We start from the raw sequence: 18,654 nt of genomic DNA, 5'->3' as shown, positions 1-18,654 counted from the left end.
CGCTGGCAGCCGCGGCGCTCTCCTCGCTCACGCTTCGGGTTCCCTGAAGACTAGCCTACGTCGCCCAGTTCGAGCGCTTCGCCATAGCGGACGAGGACCATCCGTTTGAGTTTGGCATAGGTGGGATTCGTCAGGTCGGGATCGGCGGCGATGAGCGTTTGCGCATCGCTGCGGGCTTCTTCGACGATGATTACATCGCGGGCCAGGTCGGCGATGCGGAGCGGCGGCAGACCGTGCTGCCGCGTGCCGAACAAATCGCCCGGGCCGCGGAGCTGAAAGTCGAGCTCGGCCAGTTCAAAGCCATCGGTCGATTTGGTGAAGGCATCGAGCCGGCGCTGAGCATCGTCGGTCGACGGATTGGCGAAGACGCACAGATAGCCCGCGTGACTACCGCGGCTGATCCGTCCCCGCAGCTGATGCAACTGCGCCAGCCCAAAGCGCTCGCCCCCTTCAATGGTCATGAGCGTGGCATTGGGAACATCGACGCCGACCTCAACCACGCTGGTACTCACCAGCACCTGCGTGCGGCCGCGGCGAAAACTCTCCATGGCCGATTCTTTTTCGATGGGGGTCATCCGGCCGTGCAACGACGCGAGGCGATAGCCAAGAAGTTCGCCCCGCTGCAAGACATCGAGCGTTTGCTGCACGCTGGCGGCTTCGACGGCTTCGGTCTCTTCGACCAGCGGCACAATGACGAAACCTTGGCGCCCCTCGGTCAGTTTTTGTTTGAAGAAGTTCCACCAGCGGGCGCGTTGGCCATCTTCGGCCAGATAGGTGTGGGTTTTCTGCCGGCCCGGTGGCGGCGAGCGAAGGGTCGAGACGTCGAGATCGCCGAAGAGGGTCATGGTGACTGTGCGGGGAATCGGCGTGGCGGTCATCACCAGGTAATGCGGATCGATGCCGGCCCGCTTGAGCGCCGCCCGCTGATTGACACCGAACTTATGCTGCTCGTCGATCACCACCAATCCTAGTTTCGCAAAGCGCCCGCCGGCCAGTGCTTCGCTCAAGCCGTCGGAGGTTGCCACAGGAACTGATTGATTCAGCGCGTGCGTCACGGCATGCGTGCCGACGAGAATATCGAGCTCGCCAGCAGCCAGGGCATCGAGCGTTTGCTTGCGCTCGGCTGCAGTGAGTGAACCGACAAGCAAGCCAATGCGCACCTGGCTTGCCTTGAGCGCCGTCGACAACGTCTGCACGTGCTGCCGAGCGAGAACTTCGGTTGGTGCCATTAGCGCCGCTTGCTTGCCGTGGGCGACGGCCAGCAGCATGGCATACATGGCGACCACCGTCTTGCCGCTGCCAACGTCACCTTGCAGCAGGCGATTCATCGGCACTTCGCGACCCATGTCAGCAGCGATTTGATCGATGGCCGTCCGCTGTTCGCTGGTCAGCTCGAAGGGAAAGAGTCGCGTAATGCGGGCATCGATGCGGGCCGAAGTGGGCAACGGCGGCGCGCGGCGGTGGTGCGTCAGTTTCCATTTGCGAATGGCGAGGGCCAGCTGCAGGACGAAGAGTTCTTGATAGATGAACCGGCGGCGGGCTTGCTCCAGACTGTCTTGATCGCGGGGCTGATGAATCTGTGGCAGGGCCGCACGAATGGGCCACAGGTTGTGAGCATCCAGAAAGTCATCGGGAAAGACGTCGTCGACCAGTTGAGCATGCGACTCGACAATCGATTGCATGATCCGCCGCATCTGCGTTTGATTCAGCCCTTCGGTCAGCGAATAGACGGGCAAAATTCGCCCAGCGGGTACGTCGTCGTCATCGGCCAAAAACTCGAATTTGGGATGGACCATTTCCCAGCGGACGCCCTGCATCTTTGGTTCACCAGAAAGGAGGATCCGCCTCCCCACCTGAAACTTCGAACGCAGATAAGGCTGATTGAACCAGAGCCCGCGCAGATAGCTGGCTCCTTGTTTGACCAAAAGCCCCAACAGCGAACGGCCGGTGCCGGTGTTGCGCAGGTCGACTTCTTCGATCACTCCGGTGACGCTGGCCAGCTTGCCCTCTTCCAGCTGGTCGATGGTCCGCAGTTCGCTCATGTCCTGATAGGTGCGAGGAAAGTTGAACAGCAGATCGCGGGCATAGTAGAGCTCGAGCTTGGCCAGCAACTCAGCTTTGACGGGACCGACCCCTTTCAGAAATTGCGCTGGCGTCAGCAAGGGCTCGGTGGTTGGCGGGACGCTGTTCATGGGGGGCATTATAGCCGCGCTTCGTGTTTTGCCGAACGGACGCCGTTCGTTCTTCACCAAGCAGATCAACTTGCCAGTGGCGTGGCGCGGAGCCAAGAAACGTCGTTGATTTTTGCAGCCATTACCTTGATTTTTTCCTTGGCAGCGACTCCATTGGGTTCCGGAGCGGGTGACGATTCGCTTTTTTTCTGCCTCTTCGAAATGACTCCACTCGGAGGCTGTATGGGCCCGTGTCAGGCTGCGCCGCGGCGCAGGGGCTCGCGAGGTTTTACGCTCGTCGAGCTGCTCGTAGTGATTGCGATCATCGGCATTCTCGTGTCGTTGTTGCTTCCTGCGGTGCAGGCCGCGCGCGAGGCGAGCCGGCGAATTAAATGCCAGAACCAGTTGAAGCAACTGGCGCTGGCAATTGAGAACTACGAGAGTTCGCTGAAGCTCTTTCCCGCGTCGGCCATTGTCGATGCTTCGATCACGACCAGTTTCGAATCGCGCACCGGCACCATGCTCAGTTGGGTCGTCCTCACGCTGCCGTACTTCGAGCAGTCGGCCTTGCACAGTAAGTTTGATTTTGGCCGCACCGTGCTCGATCAGCCGAACGAGCCGCAGGCCAATCAGATCAACATGTTGCTCTGCCCCAGCGACCAGACGAAGGGGCGCTTCTATCAAGACCCCAGCTTTACGAATAACAAGGTGCTTGCCAAGGGAAATTACGCGGCTTTTGTGGGGCCGATCCATGTGGAATATCAACATCGCTATCGCGGCGTACTCACTTCGCACTTGCCGCACAGCCATCGCCATCTGGCCAACGAGGGGACTTCGAATCTGATGATGCTCGGCGAAATCCGCACGCGCTCGAATTCGCTCGATCAGCGTGGCGCATGGGCTGTGGGTTGGACCGGCGCCACGTTGCTCTCGTTCGATATGCACGACCAGGTGATTGAAACCACGCTTGGCAATAGCGGCTATACACCGTGGTCGGCCAGCTTGGGCCAGACGCAACGACCGAACAATCAAGGTTCGAATTTGGACATGCTCTACAACTGTCCCGATCCGGCCGAGGCCCAACTGCGCAAGATGCCTTGCAGCACTTATGGCCCGGGATCGTTCCAGTATCTCTCGGCCGCTCCGCGCAGCCATCATCCGGCCGGCGTAAATGTGGCCTATGCCGATGGTCATGTGTCGATTCTGGCGGACGATGTCGATGAGTTCCTGATGGCCCGCTTAATCAGCGTGGAAGATGGCGAGGTCATTTCGCCCCCTTAGCTTCTGCAGCGGCCTGTTACTGTTCCCACTCTCCTGTCACCCTTCACCCACATCACTCAGCTCCATCTTTCCGCGCGGTCCTTCGTCATGAATCAATCTTTGGGACCGCCGCTGGCCATGATGATGGGAATGGCCTGCATGCTGGCGGGGTATTTGTATCAGTCGTTCATCCCCGCGCAGGCCGTGTGGACCGACGAACAGGCCCGCGAATACAGCCAGAACTCAGCCCGGCTGCATACTGCCACGTACGGCAAAGAGCACGATCATTCCAAGCCACATTCGCACGATGCGCCGAACCTCAAAGACGAAGAATACGTGGCCGCGAAAGCAGCGTTCGAGAAATCGGTGCAGGCCCGCGACCGGGCTCTCGCTCGCCTGGAATGGATCAAATACGGCCTGATTTTTACTGGTGTGATTATTGCGGGCGGCGGTGTGGGAGTTGTGGCTCTCGAAAAGATGAGAAGCGACGACGCGCCGCGGCCGCACAAAAAAAGCCATAAGCATCACGAAGAAAAGAAGCATCAACATCATTGATACCTGGCGTGGGTGGCGCGCGCTATTTTCCCGCGATCGCCAGCCTTAAGAGGTTGAGCGCTTGTTTGGCCGCGCGAGGCTTAAGAATATCGGGATGACCGGTGAAGGGAACGGCGCGTGTAGCCACGCCACCTGGTCCAGCCACCGCCAGCACCACGCTCCCCGGTTCGGCAGACATGTGTACGGCGGGGGGGAACGGACCAATCACCAGGGCATAGTCACTGCCAAAACGTTCACGGGCCGCTTGAGCCACCACGCTAAGAGTCGGCTCGGCATGCAGTCCCAGCATGCTGGCCATCTCGGCGGCCATGCTCGAGAGGATGGAGATTCCCGCGGCATCGCGCAGTACCAATCCACCTTGAAACACCTGCGCGCAGTCAGCGCATTCGCCTAGCCAATGCTCGATCAGGCCCGCAGTACCCCATTCGACTACGGCCAGCGTCTGACCCCGCTGTTGCAATTGCTTCACCACCGCGTGCTGCAGCTCTTCTTCTTCGTAACCAAAGACCAGATCACCCAGGCATTGATGAATCACATCGATGGTGGGCTGCATCGATTGCCGCGCGATCTCTACTGACTCACCTTCCGCAGTAATGCGCAGCGTGATCGTGGCCTTGCTCACGGTGATGCCAACCGTCGGCGTGCGGCCGCGACGAATCAAGTCGGGCAGCATCGCTTCGAGATCGCTTTCGCCCACGCCAAAACATTTCACGCGATAGTGGTGAATCACCCGCGGTTTGCCGAGCATGGCCACCACCGCGGGGGCGACGGTCGCTTGCCACATCTCTTGCATCTCGGCGGGCACACCGGGCAAGCAGAAGAGGCGGGCCGATTCGCGACCCGCGCGGGGCAAAGTCAAGTCGATGCCCGGCGCACTGCCGTGCGGATTGGGGACGACGCGACTGCCGCGGGGAAAGAGGGCCTGTACCAGATTGCTGGCGGGCATCTCGCGTTTGCGCCGCGCGAAGAGCGCGCGAATGTGTTCGAGCGCGCCTTCGTCCTGCACCAGATCGACGCCGGCCATCTCGGCCACTGCTTGCCGGGTGAGATCGTCGGCCGTGGGACCGAGCCCGCCGGTCGCAATGACGATATCGGCCCGTTCGCAGGCCAGGCGAAAGGCCTGCACATTGTCGGGCAGGTGATCGGCCACGGTCGTGTGAAAAGCAACGGGCACGCCGAACTCGCCCAATCGTTGCGATAGCCAGGCACTGTTCGTGTCGACCCGCTGGCCGCTCGTTATTTCATCGCCAATCGAAATGATCTCAGCGCGCATCCCGCTCACCCATGGTTCTTGTCAGATGGAATCATGGCCATTGTACGCAGCTGTCGAGCTAGCGCGGCGACGGCACTCGACCTACTTCACCAAGGCGAGAATCTTGAGCACGATGGCGCGAATGGCTCGGCTACGGTGACTGAGCACGCTTTTGACCGCGGGGGATAGCTCGCCGAATGTCTTGTGGCACTCGATGACTTCGAACAGCGGGTCGTAACCAAAGCCACCGCCGCCAGCAGCTGTTTCCAGGATGCGACCGCGGCAATAGTCTTCGGTCTCGGCCACAACTTGCCCGCTCGGATCGGAGAGCGTCGCGTGACAAACGTAGTGCGCGCCGCGCTTTTCGAGCGGCACACCAGCTAATTTTTCGAGGAGCAGGCGATTGTTCGACTCATCGGTCGCCCCTTCGCCCGAGAAGCGGGCCGAATAAACGCCGGGGGCGCCTTTCAAAAAATCGACCGCCAGCCCGCTATCTTCGCCCAGTACCCAGTGGCCGAGATGCCTGGCTTGCAATGTGGCCTTGAGCGCTGCGTTCTTGGCAAAGGTCGTCCCCGTTTCGTCAATCTCAATCGAGTTAGGAAAATCGGCCAGCGAGCGCAGTTCAAAACCGTGCGGTTCGAGCAGGTCGATCAACTCGCCCAGCTTCTTCCGATTGCGCGTTCCCATCACCAGTACTTTACGATCCGGCATAGCTGATCCTTCGTGTTATCCATATCGCTTGAGCAGGGCGACGAGCAAGCTGACAATCACCAGCAGCAGCATGGGGCCGGCAAGAATAAACAGGAGCGCCGTCAGCCGCATGCCCGCTTCATTCGCCTCGGCCCGCACCAAATAATAGATGCCGCTGGAAGCGACGCTGCAGATGAGCGTTACGACCATCAGCCCGAGCAGGTTGAACTGCGGCAGACGGCGAACTGGCCCAGGAGCCGGTGCCGGCGGAATGGGCTTGACGGGTGGTGGTTTGGAACGGGGATGACGCATGGCTAATAGTGTACACCGGGCGGCTAAACCGTTGCGCGGCCGGTGGATTGCGCAAAATTACCAGCGCCAAGAAACAAATCGCGGGGAAGTGCGCTGAAGACCGATTGGGCTCGCGCGCTGTAGGGGCGCGTGCGCCCAAGCCACGAAGCAGCAGACAATTCAAGGACCAATCATGGCCGACGAAGTTAGCAAGGATCCGAAGTTCGCCACCGACGACGAGATCAAGCAAGAGAACGACCGCCGTAGAAAATCGATCGAACAATTCCTCAAGCTGCCGACCGAGCAGATTCGCGCAGCCATTGCCTGCACGTTGGACGCCGCCGTCGGCCGCGCCTTGACTCCGCCCGCGGGCGAGATGCTGTACGTTCGCAAGTCCTGGCTGATCAGCCCGGCCGATCGCAAGGAATACAACAGCCTCATCTACTCGCTGGCTACGCCAACCTATGGTTTTGGATTCTACTTCGACCCGAAAAACAATCCCGCCGAGAGGTTCAAAGAAACCCAGGCCAAGCTGAAAGTTATCTTTCGCCGTGGATCGGATTACCTGCGCGCCGCAGTGGGCAAGGCTGCGGCCTGGGCTTGCGTACCTGCCGAGTTACTCGCCGCGGTGCTCCAAAACGAAAACAATCCCGGGGCCAGCGGCTTCGATCAGGCGGGGCAGGCCGCCGAACGGAGCTTGCAGGAATTGATCGGCAGCGGTTCGACGGGCTTTGGCAACGTGAAGCCGCAGACGCTCAAGTCGGTGAAAGAGCTATTCAAGACGTACTACAAAACGTCGATCCTGGGCCCCGGCGTACAAAACGCCGATCAAAACGACAACGCCGAGACCGACATCTATCACGCTGCTGCCGCGCTGCGCGATGGTCTAAATAAGGCGTGGTCGGCCGGCACGCGCTCGCTGAACACAGAGCAATTCAAAAAGTACCTGTACTATCCCTACTTTGGCGGCACCGTCTCAGCTGAGGTCGCCGTCCGCGCGATGGGGCACTACAACGGCATGGGTGATGGTGCCAAGACCTACGGCGAGACTGGCCTGCGACGGATTCAAAAACAACCGCTGCACTTCTTGCCGCCGAGGTGATGAGTAACGAGGGTTACGCCAAAATCGGTTTCACCACATGCCCGCTGACGTCGGTCAGGCGGAAGTCGCGACCTTGCGAGAAGAAGGTGAGCCGCTCGTGATCGACGCCGAGCAAGTGCAGGAGCGTGGCGTGCAGATCGTGTACTTCGACGATGTCTTCGACGGCGTTGTAACCGAGCTCGTCGGTCTTGCCGTAGGTGATGCCACCCTTGATGCCGCCGCCGCAGAGCCACATCGAGAAACCCTTGATGTGATGATCTCGTCCGTTCCCTTGAGCCATCGGCGTGCGGCCGAATTCGCCGGTCCAGACGATGAGCGTATCTTTGAGCATGTCGCGGGCTTTGAGGTCGTTGATGAGTGCCGCGCACGGGCCGTCGACTTCTTTCGCGGTGCCGGCGATCTGATCTTTCACACCGCCGTGATGGTCCCAGTCACGATGATAAAGTTGAATGAACCGCACGCCGCGCTCGGCTAAGCGGCGTGCGAGAAGACAATTCGCGGCGAACGTACCATCGCCACCTTTGGTGCCGTAAGCGTCGAGCACGGCTTGTGGTTCGTCGGCGACGTCCATCAATTCCGGCACGCTCGACTGCATCTTGAACGCCAATTCGTACTGCGCAATGCGAGTGGCGATTTCGGGATCGTCGACCGCTTGCCCATGCAGTTGATTCAGCTTGGCTGCTGCTTCAACCACATCTTGCTGTTGCGAGGCAGAGACGCCCGCGGGACGATTCACATAAAGGACCGGATCGCCTTTGCCGCGGAGCTCGACACCTTGAAAGCGGCTGGGCAAGAAGCCGCTATGCCATTGCCGCGAAGCGATCGGCTGGGCCTGGCCGAACTTGCCCGTGGAGGTAAGCACCACGAAGCCGGGCAGGTTCTGCGTGACGGCACCGAGACCATAAGTGAGCCACGAGCCCATTGCGGGGCGACCACTGATGGTGCTCCCCGTGTTGAAGAATGTGTGGGCCGGGTCGTGATTGATGGCCTGCGTACGGAGCGAATTGACGATGCAAATGTCGTCGGCCAGAGTGCCAATGTTGGGAAAAATCTCGGAGATGAACTGGCCACTCTCGCCAAACTTTTTGAATGCATGCTGCGGGCCAAAGCACTTCAGCTCTTTGCCTTGCAGCTGCGCAATGGGCTGACCCTTGGTAAACGACTCGGGCATCGGCTGGCCATGCATTTCGGCCAATTTGGGCTTGTAATCGAAAGTTTCCAGGTGCGACGGCCCGCCGGCCATCGTCAAAAAGATCACGCGCTTCGCCCGCGGCGCGTGATGCAGTCGCTTGAGCATGCCGAGCGACTGCCTGGGGTCGGCGGAACCATCCGCCGCGTAACTCCCCCGCTGCGCGCCGCCCATTGGATTGAGCAGCGACGCCAGCGCGGCATAACCAATGCCGCAAGCGCCGCGACCAAGGAAAGTACGACGAGAAAAGGAATCGACCAGTGTTGTCGGGTTCATAGCCAGATATCTTCCACAGAGCGATAATTCTACTTCTTGAACTTGTCTGCTGCCGCCAGCAGCTTCTTGATTGGTAACTCGAAGCCGGGGAGCAATTCTGTCGCGAACGTCTCCGCTTCCGTGAGAGTTAGCGATGGCAATTTGCTTCGAAATACAGTCATCGTTCGCCGGAAGCAATCAATGACCCAGTACTCTTTACATCCCAGCGCCAGATACTCATCGCGATTATCTTCATAGTCGCGCACATAGGCAGCTTTGCCCGGCGAAACAAACTCGACCACGATCGCCGGCACATCGCGATCAAATTCCGGCGTGCGTCCCAAGCCGACCCAGAGACAACGATCGGGTCGGCGGACGCTCGTTGCGGTGACGACTTCCACCTCGGGCAAGTTGGCATCAATGCATCCGCCACTCGGATGATTGTCGGCATAGATTCGCAACAGATAGCCGAGTTCGTCGCCAGAATTCGCATGTGCTGGGCTAGGAGGAGGCGTCACAACAACAACTCCATGAATCAGTTCGTAGCGATACCCCAGTTCATGGTCTTCGATGGCCCTGAACTCCTCCACCGACATTCGCATGCCGCCCGAGCCGCCATTCAGTCGCTTCGTGCCGGAAAGTAATTCGCGCATTACTTCAGAATGAGCAATCACGGTTAGATCTCCTCTCCAATACCTGCATCGCCTTAATTCCTCACAATCGTCTCGTGCAAATTCAGCAGCACGCGGGCAATGCTCGTCCACGCGGCCAGTTCGGCAGCGTCTTGGCCGGCCGCGGGCTTGGAATCACCAACCGTTTGCAGCTGCTCTGCAGCGGCAGTGTCAGCTTTGAATTGCTCGAGATGCTTTTCATACAAACTGGTGAGCAACTTGGCTTCAGCGGCAGTTGGTTCACGCAGCAGCGTTTGCTTGTAAGCGAACGTCAGCCGACTCGGTACATCGCCGCCACCATCGCTGACGATGCGGCCGGCGAGCGCACGGGCTGCTTCGACGTAGGTCGGGTCGTTCAGCAGCACGAGCGCTTGCTGGGGCGTGTTGCTAACGGGGCGCTGCACCGTGCATTCTTCGCGGCTGGGGGCATCGAAGGCGGCCAGGCTGGGGTGAATGAAGGTTCGCTGCCAATAGGTATAGAGTCCGCGGCGATACTGACTTTCACCTTTGTCGTTCTGCCATTCGCGCTTCGGAAAGTTGAGGTACTGCCAATAGCCGGCGGGCTGGTACGGCTTCACGCTGGGGCCGCCGATTTTGGTGACGAGCAAGCCGCTGATCGCCAGGGCATTGTCGCGAACCATTTCGGCCTCGATTCGCCAGCGGTTCTGTCGCGTGAAGAGATTATTGAGCGGATCGTGCTCGCGCGATTGCGCGCTCAGGGTGGAAGTTTGCTGATAGGTGTTCGACATCACCATCAGCTTGATCAGGTGCTTCACGTCCCAGCCGCTCTCGACGAATTCTGCAGCCAGCCAATCGAGCAGCGCCGGATGCGTCGGATATTCACCCTGCAGGCCGAAGTCTTCTAGCGATCGTGATAACCCGCGGCCGAAGTAGAGCTTCCATAGTCGATTCACAAAGACACGCGCGGTGAGCGGATGATCTTTCGCCAGCAGCCAGTTGGCCAGGTCGAGCCGCGTTAGGCGTTCGTTGGGATTCGCTGGCGATTTGCTCAAGAAACCAGGGACAGCGGGTAGGACAACTTCGCCTGAATCATCCAGCCAGTTGCCGCGCGGCAAGATGCGCACTGTCCGAGGCGCGACCGACATCGAAACGAGCGTCGAGGGAAAACTAGCGACCAGCGTCTTCTGCTGCTGTTCGAGCTTGGCGATTTCATCGCGTGCGGGCTTTAGTTCGGGTGCGATGTCGCGATAGTAACTGGCGAGCGTTTCCTTTTGTTTTGCATTTCTCTGGTCGGCTTGGATGGCAAGCAGCGAAGCGATCTCGGCTGGCAAACTGCTGCCGCTCAGACTTGGCTTGCCGGCCGTTGTGAGTGCGAGGCGAAAGCGGCCAATGTTGTGCTGCGCATGTTGCGATTGATGGAGCAGTTTCACTTGCAGCCGTTCATCAGCTGCGAGCGTGATTGGTTCCGCCAGAATGAAGGCTGCCGTACGCGACTTCGCTTCCATGTGTCCGTTCCCAGCCCAGCCGGTGCTCGCGTTGCCATCGATGGCTTGTGCAATGGGGAACGTAGGTTGCGAATAGTCCGCCTCGGCCGCGGCGATCTTCACGCGCTCTGCTTTGCCGTCAGCAGCGACCCGTTCGATTTCGACTTCGCTCAACACAAAGTTGCCATTACCGCGCGACAGGCTTTTTTTGGCGAGCGTGTCGTCGGTCAAGGCTTCGAGGCGAATCGCGGTGATCTTCGGCAAGTCGCTCGCGAGCGTAATGGTGTAGTTATCCTTCGCCGGATTCTTGCCGGTGCTCAGCAGGCTGCTGTCGTCTTTTACTTCCAACTTGGCTCCGCCGGAGGATTCCGCTTTTTCCGGCTTCACCGCCAGCCACGTGCTCGATGTATCGGTGAGCGCGGCAGTGAATTCTTCCTCCCACTTGGCTTGTGCGGCAATCAATTCAGGGGTCTTGGCGGTGAGTTTCTGTTTGGCCACGGCCAGTTGGGCTTCGAGTTCTTGCTGTTGTTGTTGCTGCGCAGCGGTGGGAATCTTGGTTTGTTCTTGCCCGCCGACGGCCCGCTCGCTCACGTCGGCAAAGAAGGCTCCCATGCTGTAGAAGTCGCGGGCCGTGAAGGGATCGAATTTGTGATTGTGGCACTCGCTGCAACCCATGGTGCTGGCCATAAAGATCGAGGCTGTATTGCGCACCCGGTCGGCAACATACTTGGCCGTGTACTCCTTGGGCTGGGCACCACCTTCCTGCGTTGTTTGCAACAGGCGATTAAAGCCCGAAGCGATTCGTTGCTCGGAAGTAGCGTCGGGCAACAAATCGCCGGCCAACTGTTCGCGAGTGAACTGATCGAAGGGCTTGTTGTTGTTGAAAGCTTGAATGACGTAGTCGCGATAAAGTGCCACATCGCGATGGTTGTCGCTGTGGTAGCCACCGGTGTCGGCATAGCGAACCACGTCGAGCCAATAGAGGGCCAGCCGTTCGCCAAAGTGCTGCGAAGCCAGCAGTCGGTCGACAACTCGCTCATAAGCTTGCGGAGAATCGTCCTTCACAAACGCGTCGAGTTCCGGCGGTGTCGGTGGCAGGCCAAGCAAATCGAAGTTCAGCCGGCGCAGCAGCGTCCGCTTATCGGCAGCAGCAGAGGGGCCCAGGTTCACCTCTTCTTGGGCGGCGAGAATAAAGCGATCGATGTCGCCGCGCGGCCAGGCTTGATTCTTCACGACTGGCGTGGCTGGCCGAGTGACCGGCACATAGGCCCAGTGCATATCGTACTGGGCTCCTTCGTCGATCCAGCGCCGAATCAACTCCGCTTCGGCCGGACTGAAGGCTGGCTTCTTGGCCGTTGGTGGCGGCATCATCAATTCGGGATCGGTCGAGGTGATCCGCTCATACAGATCACTGGCCTTCCCCTGGCCGGGCTTGATCGCGCCCTTGAGCGCTTCCTCGCGCAGGTCCAACCGCAGGTCGGCCTTTCGTTCGGCTTCGTCCGGGCCGTGGCAAGTGAAGCAACGGTGCGTCAGCAGCGGCTTGATATCGCGGTTGAAATTCACTTTGCCGACCGGATCGGCGGCGAAGCTAAACTCGGCAATAACCAGCACGCACAGGCTGACGACGACAGTGGACAGAAGGGGGGAGAGCTTCACTTCGAGCATCCTCGGGCAGGAGTCCGACGAAAGTTGGGGGCAAGCTCTCAGTCTAAGTTGCTTTGGGCAAGCGAACAATCAATTCGGCCCGGCTTTGCCCATTCGCCGCCTTGCACTTCTCAGCGAACTACCTGTTCGAGCAATTGGCTACAATTCGCCCTGTTCACTACCGCCAATGATGACGATGAATAGGAGTTGACTATGGAATCGGTAATCGCCAGTTGGATTGGCAAGCACGTTTCAATCACCTTGCACTCCACCATTCCGACGCCCCTCGACGGCAAGCTGGTCGCCATCGATGCGAGCGGCATTTTGCTGCAACTCTCGTATGGCCAAACCTATGTTCCCATGACTTCGGTGCTGCACCTGAGCCCCACGAAGGACGAATAAGCCCAGGGCGCGGTTTGCGGCCCAAAACATCGTAAAATCGGGCCGATTTGGGTCCCTAGCGGCCCAAGAACGGCGGGTTTCCGCCGCGGTGGTTTTCATTGACGCAATTGCCAGCTGCGGCTAGCATTTAGGTTGAATTCGTGCCGCAATTTACCGGGGTGTTTTCGAATACCTACGCTGGGATGCCCATTGATGGCTCGCCTCTCTCGCTTCCATTGTTCCCTGTCCGCACTTCTGACACTTCTGGTGGCCGGTGGAGTCGCCTCGCGCGCGAAGGCGGCCGATAAAAGCCCGACTCCCGAACAGCTGAAGTTTTTTGAGGAGAAGGTGCGCCCCGTTTTGGCTCAGAACTGTTACAAGTGCCACGGCGAAGAAAAGCAAAAGGGGGACCTGCGACTCGACTTGCATCAAGCCCTGCTGACAGGCGGCGAATCGGGTCCAGCCATTGTGGCCGGCAAACCCGAAGAGAGCCTGCTCATTGAAGCGGTCAAATATGAATCGCTCGAGATGCCCCCCGACGGCAAGCTGAGCGAAAGTGAGATCGAAATCCTCACGCAATGGGTGAAGATCGGCGCTCCCTGGCCAAAAGAACATGGCGGCGCGGGCCCTGGCCTGCGAGTTGTCAAAGACAAGATCACCGCTGCCGATCGCGAGTATTGGGCCTTTCAGCCCGTTCGCCGCGCAGCCTTGCCCGATGTGGCGAGTGACACTTGGTCGCGCGGGCCCATCGACCGCTTCCTCCTCGCCCGGCTGCAAACCGAAAAGCTCCAGCCTGCGCCCGAAGCTGAACGTACGACCCTGATTCGCCGGCTGTCATTCGACCTCACCGGCCTGCCCCCCACCAAACAACAAATCGACGAGTTCCTCGCCGACCGCAGTCCCGATGCTTATGAACAACTCGTCGACCGCCTGCTCGCCCGCCCGCAGCATGGCGAACATTGGGCCCGCCATTGGCTCGACCTGGTTCGTTACGCCGAATCGGATGGCTACAAGCAAGACGACTATCGTCCCCAGGCCTGGCGCTATCGCGACTACGTCATTCGCTCGCTCAATCAAGACAAGCCGTACACGCAGTTCATTCGCGAGCAGTTGGCCGGTGACGAAATGGAGCCGCAAACCATCGATGGCCTGGTCGCGACCGGCTACATGAGGCTGGGCATCTACGAATACAACCAGCGCGACGTGAAAGGTCAATGGAGCGTCATTCTCAACGACATCACCGATGTCACTGCCGACGTCTTCCTCGGCATGGGTATGAGCTGCGCCCGCTGTCACGATCACAAATTCGACCCAATCCTGCAGAAGGATTATTTCGCGCTGCAGGCGTTCTTCGCGCCGATCATGCCCCGCGATGACGTACCCGTTTGTGCTCCTAGCGAACGAACCGCTTACGAGCAAAAGCTGGCCGCGTGGAAGATGCGGGCCGCGGACATTCTCGCGGAACTCGACGAACTTGAGAAACAGCCGCTGAAGAACGCTGCTCATTCGCAGCTAAATCGTTTTCCCGATGATGTTGTGCCGTTTCTCGTCGATAAAACCGACGAAGAGCGAACACCTTACGAGAAGCAACTCTTTGCCCTCGCATTCCGTCAGGCCAAAGCTGAACAGGAGAAAATTGATTTCACCAAGAAGCTGACCGGTGCGAAAAAAGAACGTTGGATTGAACTGCGCGAACAGCTGAAAGAACACAACGACGAGTTGCCGGAGCCACCTCCCACGGCCATGACGGTGACCGATGTTGGGCCCCAAGCGCCAACAGTGACTGTCCCCGGCAAGCCGCGGTTGGGCGAAGTTCTGCCGGCCATTCCGACCGTCCTCTGCTCGCCGGAAGAGGTTGGAGTCCCGACTTCAGCCGGGGCAATTTCTTTTGAATTGGAAAAGCCGGCTAAAGCCGGGACTCCAACAACGGGCCGGCGCACCGCGCTCGCCAATTGGTTGGGGGATGAAGCCAATCCACTCACGCCGCGCGTGCTGGCCAATCGTTTGTGGCAGCATCACTTCGGCAAGGGACTGTGCGAATCGCCCAGCGACTTCGGCCGCCTGGGTGTGCCGCCCAGCCATCCCAAACTGCTCGATTGGATTGCCAAGGAGTTTGTCGAGAAAGGTTGGAACTGGAAGAATCTGCATCGGCAGATCGTCACTTCTTCCGCCTATCGTCAGCAATCGTTCGGCCCCAGCGTGACCGAGTCGGTGCGGATCGATCCTGCCAATCGCCTGCTCGCCCGCATGCCCGTTCGCCGCCTCACGGCCGAACAGATTCGGGACTCTAGTTTGGCCGTCGCCGGCGAACTTAGTCTCACCATCGGTGGCCCCGCGGTCGAAGCTGCCAAACCGCGTCGCAGTGTCTATGTGAAAGTACGGCGCAACTCGCGCGATCCGCTCCTCGATGTGTTCGATGTGGCCGACGGACTGTCGACGATGCCGACGCGCAACGTCACGACCACACCCATTCAAGCGCTCTTGATGATTAACGGCTCGTTCATGATCGCCAAGGCGAAAGCCGCCAGCACGTTCGTGAAGAATCAAGGCAAGACGACCTCCGAAGAACAAGTGACCAACCTCTACCTGCAAATGCTCGGGCGGAAACCAACCGACAGTGAGCATGCCGCCGCCCTCTCGTTCCTGCGTTCGCCGTCGGAAGATAAGTCCGAACGGACGCTCAGCGACCTGGCTCACGTGCTGCTGAACTCGAACGAGTTTGTGTATGTGGATTAGGGGGCTAGGGGCTGGGAACCAGGGGCTGGGGTGAAGAGGTTTCCTTCTTCACTCCCTCTCCTCGGTACACTCGGTACTCCGAGTGAACACAGGGAGAGGGTTGGGGTGAGGGGCCTGCCGCGAGTTTGATTAAGCAAGTTGAGAGTAAGGTAACGTTATGTCATCCTTCGAAAATCAAATGCGCGAGCGAGGCTACCTTTCGCGCCGGCAGATGCTCTGCCAATCGGGCGCGGGCTTTGGCGCGCTGGCGATGGCTGGCCTGCTCGGCCAGCAAGCGGCCGCAGCTGCGGCTCCGCACAAGCAGCAGCCCCATCATCCGGTCATGGCGACGAACGTCATCTTCCTGTTCATGGAAGGTGGCCCCAGCGCCATGGATACGTTCGACCCCAAGCCAGCCCTCGTGAAGTTGGCCGGCAAGCCTCTCCCCGCCTCGTTCAAGCCGATCATTCTGGCGATGGGGGAGAAGAATCCGCCGCTGATGCCTTCGAAGCGCAAGTGGAAGCAGCATGGCGAAGGTGGCCTGTGGGTTTCCGACTGGTATCCCAACGTCGCCGAATGTGCCGACGATCTGTGCGTGGTTCGCTCCGTCTATGGCGACGGCATCAATCACTCGGGCGGTGTCTGCCAGATGAACACGGGCTCGACCCTCGGCGGTCGCCCTTCCATCGGCTCGTGGGTCAGCTATGGGCTGGGAACCGAAAATCAAAACCTGCCCGGCTTCGTTGTGCTCGAAGATAATCCCGGCCAGGTTGTGAACGGCCCGCGCAATTGGGCCGCCGGCTTCATGCCCGCTATCTATCAAGGGACGGCGTTCCAAAACGGCCCGGAACCGATTCGCAACTTGCAAACGCCGAAAGACGTTTCCGCAGCGGCTCAAAAGGGGAAGCTCGATCTCCTCCGCGAGTTGAATCGTCGTCACGCTTCCGATCGGCGCGACCAATCGGAACTCGATGCCCGCATCGCCAGTTACGAATTGGCCTTCCGCATGCAGGCCGAAGCGCCAGAAGCAGTCGACCTATCGCAAGAGACGGTCGAAACGCAAGAACTCTACGGACTGAATCGCAAAGAGACCGAGAACTTCGGCCGCATGTGCCTGCTCGCTCGCCGCATGGTCGAGCGCGGCGTCCGCTTCGTGCAGCTGTACTCAGGTTCCGGCAGCAAGTGGGACGCGCATAGCAACATCGAGAAGAACCACGGCACCAACTGCCTGGCCACCGACAAGCCGATCGCCGGCCTGCTGATGGACCTCAAACGCCGCGGGCTCCTCAAGAACACGCTCGTGGTCTGGGGTGGCGAGTTCGGCCGCACGCCGCAGAGCGAAAAAGGTGACGGTCGCGATCACAACTCGGCCGGCTTCACCATGTGGATGGCCGGCGGCGGCGTGCGCGGCGGGCGCACCGTCGGCTCGACCGATGAAATCGGCCTGCACGCCGTCGAAGACCGGCTGCACGTCCACGACTTCCACGCGACTATCCTGCGCGTCCTCGGCCTCGATAACATGGCCCTCACCTATTTGCATAAGGGCCGCCCCGAACGCCCCACGCTCAACGAAGGCGCGCCTTGCGAAAAGATCATCAACGGCTGAGGAAGGAAGGGGCTTGGGCTTGGGGTTGGGTCTAGGGGCTAGGAACTAGGGGCTAGTACGAAATCAAATCCACTTCCTACTTAGCCCGACGCGTTAGCGAGGGAGGTCGGCTCGCTGAGGTTAACTCCTTAATCATCTCAACGATTCGAATTGTTTCGTTGATTTCTTTCGGTCGAATTTCATTCGATCTTCTTAGCCCGCAGCAGTAGGCTATCTCTTGGGGACGTTCGTCCCTTCCTACTTTTCTGTATTCATCTCGGTTCATTTCTTTTCATAATTCCGAGGGTACTGCTATGTCTGAAGAACATCCTAGAAGAGTTCGATGGGTGGAGGTGCTTGTCGTTGCGATCGTGCTGCTGGTCTTGGCAGCACTACTATTGCCAGCGATGCCTCGCAGTGCCGGCGAAGCATCTCGCCGCATGCAATGCGGCAACAACATCAAGCAGCTTTGTCTCGGCCTGCAAAACTATCACGACACGTTTCAAAGTTTGCCGGCCGGTGCGCGGCAGCGCACCACTCCGCCCGAGCACCTCACATCGTCGTGGGGGCCGTCGTGGCTGGTTGCCACTCTGCCGTTTTGCGAACAGAAGATCCTCTTCGACAAGTTGATGCAGACCGATGCCGAGGCTAGTGCCAACGACTATGTCAGCGTTGATCTGCGACGCATCGCCGCTAACGCGAAGATCAAGTACCTGCTCTGTCCGTCCAGCCCACTCCCCGAGACGGAATCGCTAGGTGGCTTTCTGCTTGTCGTTCCGTCATATGCCGGCATCATGGGAGGCAACGAGTCGAAAGTGGGTCCGCCAGCGCAGCACGTCATCGAGACGATGAGCCGCTTGGTTCCTGGCCCTTACGGCGGCTTCGCGGCCAGCAACGGCATGCTACCGCTCAACGAGTATCTTAGTTTCGCCGATTGCATCGATGGCTCTTCTCATACGCTCATCGTCGGCGAAGTTTCGGATTGGTATTACGACGATGCTCGCCAGCAGCAGAATCCGGCGCTTGCCTTCGGCGGCCAATCAGGCGACGTGGCCGGCTGGCTGGCGGGGACCGTCGTGCCGACCAACCTCCAGACCGGTCGGGAGCCGGTTCTCGCGGACCAGGTCTGCAACCTCATCACCATCGAGCATGCCGTGGGTCTCAATAACAAAGGTGGCCAGCGCGATACGCATCCCAACTGGGGTACCGGTGGCATCGGCCCCCGTGGTCTCAACAACCCACTGACTTCCGCCCACCCGGCCGGCGCGACGGTCGGCTTTCTCGATGGTCACGTGCAACTCCTGACCGACCAAACCGATCTCTATGTCCTTAAGCGACTGGCGATTCGAGATGACGGCGGCGTGATTCCAGAGGATTACTAAGCAACACGCTCCGTCGTCCTGCCTGCAGTGTACGATCCAGCTAGCAATCTCCTGCTTGAGGAATCA

At 59.4% G+C, this 18,654-nt stretch carries 14 protein-coding genes; 7 read left to right on the top strand and 7 right to left on the bottom strand.

The window, feature by feature from the left end:
• Nucleotides 1-50: 50 nt before the first annotated feature.
• Nucleotides 51-2,429: an ATP-dependent DNA helicase RecG gene (gene recG, locus ETAA8_RS03130; RefSeq protein ID WP_145100130.1), complete on the bottom strand. Its 2,379-nt coding sequence runs from the start codon at nucleotides 2,427-2,429 to the stop codon at nucleotides 51-53.
• Here recG and ETAA8_RS03125 point away from each other — a divergent pair.
• Entirely contained in the window at nucleotides 2,415-3,452 is a 1,038-nt protein-coding gene (locus tag ETAA8_RS03125) for a DUF1559 domain-containing protein (RefSeq protein WP_202921902.1), read from the top strand. The genes recG and ETAA8_RS03125 overlap by 15 nt on opposite strands.
• Before the next feature lie 87 nt (nucleotides 3,453-3,539).
• Nucleotides 3,540-3,986 carry a hypothetical protein gene (locus ETAA8_RS03120; RefSeq protein WP_145084738.1) on the top strand — a complete coding sequence of 149 codons (447 nt, stop codon included), beginning with the start codon at nucleotides 3,540-3,542 and terminating at the stop codon, nucleotides 3,984-3,986.
• Nucleotides 3,987-4,008: 22 nt separating this feature from the next.
• Here ETAA8_RS03120 and ETAA8_RS03115 read toward each other — a convergent pair whose 3' ends face one another.
• The 3 genes from ETAA8_RS03115 to ETAA8_RS03105 all read right to left on the bottom strand — a co-directional run bounded on the left by ETAA8_RS03115 (nucleotide 4,009) and on the right by ETAA8_RS03105 (nucleotide 6,240).
• Entirely contained in the window at nucleotides 4,009-5,259 is a 1,251-nt protein-coding gene (locus tag ETAA8_RS03115; RefSeq protein ID WP_145084735.1) for a CinA family nicotinamide mononucleotide deamidase-related protein, read from the bottom strand.
• A gap of 81 nt (nucleotides 5,260-5,340) precedes the next feature.
• Nucleotides 5,341-5,949, bottom strand: coding sequence for a non-canonical purine NTP pyrophosphatase (locus tag ETAA8_RS03110; RefSeq protein WP_145084732.1), 609 nt, complete (start codon nucleotides 5,947-5,949; stop codon nucleotides 5,341-5,343).
• 15 nt (nucleotides 5,950-5,964) lie between these two features.
• Nucleotides 5,965-6,240: a hypothetical protein gene (locus ETAA8_RS03105; protein ID WP_145084729.1), complete on the bottom strand. Its 276-nt coding sequence runs from the start codon at nucleotides 6,238-6,240 to the stop codon at nucleotides 5,965-5,967.
• Between the two features lie 172 nt (nucleotides 6,241-6,412).
• Here ETAA8_RS03105 and ETAA8_RS03100 point away from each other — a divergent pair, with 172 nt between their 5' ends.
• Entirely contained in the window at nucleotides 6,413-7,321 is a 909-nt protein-coding gene (locus ETAA8_RS03100; RefSeq protein ID WP_145084726.1) for a hypothetical protein, read from the top strand.
• Between the two features lie 13 nt (nucleotides 7,322-7,334).
• Here the strand turns inward: ETAA8_RS03100 and ETAA8_RS03095 are convergent, their stop codons facing one another.
• From ETAA8_RS03095 to ETAA8_RS03085, 3 genes are read right to left on the bottom strand one after another with little or no spacing between them, the layout of a single operon-like run.
• Nucleotides 7,335-8,786, bottom strand: a complete 1,452-nt coding sequence (locus ETAA8_RS03095) for a DUF1501 domain-containing protein (protein WP_145084723.1) — start codon at nucleotides 8,784-8,786, stop codon at nucleotides 7,335-7,337.
• Nucleotides 8,787-8,815: 29 nt separating this feature from the next.
• Nucleotides 8,816-9,439 (bottom strand): Uma2 family endonuclease, encoded by a 624-nt coding sequence (locus tag ETAA8_RS03090; RefSeq protein WP_145084720.1) that lies wholly within the window; start codon nucleotides 9,437-9,439, stop codon nucleotides 8,816-8,818.
• A 32-nt stretch (nucleotides 9,440-9,471) separates the two neighbouring features.
• Nucleotides 9,472-12,537, bottom strand: a complete 3,066-nt coding sequence (locus ETAA8_RS03085; RefSeq protein WP_202921530.1) for a PSD1 and planctomycete cytochrome C domain-containing protein — start codon at nucleotides 12,535-12,537, stop codon at nucleotides 9,472-9,474.
• Nucleotides 12,538-12,738: 201 nt separating this feature from the next.
• On the opposite strand from ETAA8_RS03085, the gene ETAA8_RS03080 reads away from it, so the two are divergent.
• The 4 genes from ETAA8_RS03080 to ETAA8_RS03065 all read left to right on the top strand — a co-directional run bounded on the left by ETAA8_RS03080 (nucleotide 12,739) and on the right by ETAA8_RS03065 (nucleotide 18,588).
• A complete protein-coding gene (locus ETAA8_RS03080) occupies nucleotides 12,739-12,927 on the top strand; it encodes a hypothetical protein (protein ID WP_145084714.1) in 189 nt (62 codons plus the stop codon).
• A gap of 192 nt (nucleotides 12,928-13,119) precedes the next feature.
• Entirely contained in the window at nucleotides 13,120-15,642 is a 2,523-nt protein-coding gene (locus tag ETAA8_RS03075; RefSeq protein WP_145084711.1) for a PSD1 and planctomycete cytochrome C domain-containing protein, read from the top strand.
• Between the two features lie 157 nt (nucleotides 15,643-15,799).
• A complete protein-coding gene (locus ETAA8_RS03070) occupies nucleotides 15,800-17,227 on the top strand; it encodes a DUF1501 domain-containing protein (protein ID WP_238397667.1) in 1,428 nt (475 codons plus the stop codon).
• A 332-nt stretch (nucleotides 17,228-17,559) separates the two neighbouring features.
• A complete protein-coding gene (locus tag ETAA8_RS03065; protein ID WP_202921529.1) occupies nucleotides 17,560-18,588 on the top strand; it encodes a DUF1559 domain-containing protein in 1,029 nt (342 codons plus the stop codon).
• The last annotated feature ends 66 nt before the right edge of the window (nucleotides 18,589-18,654 follow it).

Origin of the sequence: Anatilimnocola aggregata (genome assembly GCF_007747655.1) — a bacterium.
Taxonomy (GTDB): Bacteria; Planctomycetota; Planctomycetia; order Pirellulales; family Pirellulaceae; genus Anatilimnocola; species Anatilimnocola aggregata.
This window is presented reverse-complemented; position numbering and strand designations above follow the sequence as displayed.

What these genes read in the sequence shown, in the direction of transcription:
- ETAA8_RS03125 (WP_202921902.1), top strand. Translation starts at nt 2,415, where the DNA reads ATGGGCCCGTGTCAGGCTGCGCCGCGGCGCAGGGGCTCGCGAGGTTTT.
- ETAA8_RS03120 (WP_145084738.1), top strand. Translation starts at nt 3,540, where the DNA reads ATGAATCAATCTTTGGGACCGCCGCTGGCCATGATGATGGGAATGGCC.
- ETAA8_RS03115 (WP_145084735.1), bottom strand. Translation starts at nt 5,259, where the DNA reads ATGCGCGCTGAGATCATTTCGATTGGCGATGAAATAACGAGCGGCCAG.
- ETAA8_RS03110 (WP_145084732.1), bottom strand. Translation starts at nt 5,949, where the DNA reads ATGCCGGATCGTAAAGTACTGGTGATGGGAACGCGCAATCGGAAGAAG.
- ETAA8_RS03105 (WP_145084729.1), bottom strand. Translation starts at nt 6,240, where the DNA reads ATGCGTCATCCCCGTTCCAAACCACCACCCGTCAAGCCCATTCCGCCG.
- ETAA8_RS03100 (WP_145084726.1), top strand. Translation starts at nt 6,413, where the DNA reads ATGGCCGACGAAGTTAGCAAGGATCCGAAGTTCGCCACCGACGACGAG.
- ETAA8_RS03095 (WP_145084723.1), bottom strand. Translation starts at nt 8,786, where the DNA reads ATGAACCCGACAACACTGGTCGATTCCTTTTCTCGTCGTACTTTCCTT.
- ETAA8_RS03080 (WP_145084714.1), top strand. Translation starts at nt 12,739, where the DNA reads ATGGAATCGGTAATCGCCAGTTGGATTGGCAAGCACGTTTCAATCACC.
- ETAA8_RS03075 (WP_145084711.1), top strand. Translation starts at nt 13,120, where the DNA reads ATGGCTCGCCTCTCTCGCTTCCATTGTTCCCTGTCCGCACTTCTGACA.
- ETAA8_RS03070 (WP_238397667.1), top strand. Translation starts at nt 15,800, where the DNA reads ATGTCATCCTTCGAAAATCAAATGCGCGAGCGAGGCTACCTTTCGCGC.